This window comes from Actinomycetes bacterium (assembly GCA_024222295.1).
Taxonomy (GTDB): domain Bacteria; phylum Actinomycetota; class Acidimicrobiia; order Acidimicrobiales; family Microtrichaceae; genus JAAEPF01.
Genome location: JAAEPF010000043.1, coordinates 1 through 726 on the forward strand (window position 1 = coordinate 1; position 726 = coordinate 726).

Consider the following 726-nt stretch of genomic DNA (forward strand, 5'->3'; position numbering starts at 1 on the left):
GCTGATGATGGCGGTCATCTGGGGCGGGCTCCGGCTCCGGGGCTGGGCACCGAGCGCCGCCATGCCCGACCCCGTCGAGGTGGCGTGGCAGATTGTCGTGCTCGGGCTCTTCTCCGAGGTGTACTTCTACTTCGCCCATCGGCTGCTGCACTGGAAGCCGCTGATGAAGCGATTCCACAAGGTGCATCACGAGTTCCGGACCTCGGCGGCCATGGCAAGCGAGTATGCCCACCCCGTCGAGTTCACGGTCGGAAACTTCGGCACCCTGGGGCTGGGGGTGGTGCTGCTCGCGCCGAGCCTCCCGGTCATCTACCTGTTCACCGTCGTCGCCATCCTCACCATCTTGAGCCACCACTGCGGCTACGCCCTGCCCGGCATGCCTGCGCCGGCGGCCCATGACTGGCACCACCACAGGGTGATCGAGAACTTCGGTACGGCAGGCATCCTCGACCGGTTGCTGCGCACGGACATGGAGTATCGGACGCTGAAGGACGGCGAGCAGCGGCCGTAGCTGCTGCCCCTCCGGGTGGTCTCACGTCCCAGCGGCGGCGAGCTCCTCGGCCTCGCGGGCGATGCCAGCGCACAGCTCGTCCATCGGCAGGTCGTTGGGGTCGAGGCCGAAGGGGTCCTCGATCTCGACGCCGGCCTCCTCGATTCCGATGAGGCCGAAAGCCACCAGCGCCACCGCGGGCACGGCGAGCCACTCCAGTCGCGGCACGAGCACGA

The 726-nt window shown here is 68.2% G+C and carries 2 protein-coding genes; one reads left to right on the top strand and one right to left on the bottom strand.

From position 1 onward, the window contains the following. The coding region (locus GY812_14360; GenBank protein MCP4436667.1) for a sterol desaturase family protein at positions 1-511 on the top strand (511 nt) is incomplete at its 5' end. A gap of 21 nt (positions 512-532) precedes the next feature. On the opposite strand, the gene GY812_14365 is transcribed toward GY812_14360, so the two are convergent. Beyond that, a partial coding sequence (locus GY812_14365) for a bestrophin (protein ID MCP4436668.1) occupies positions 533-726 on the bottom strand: 194 nt, incomplete at its 5' end.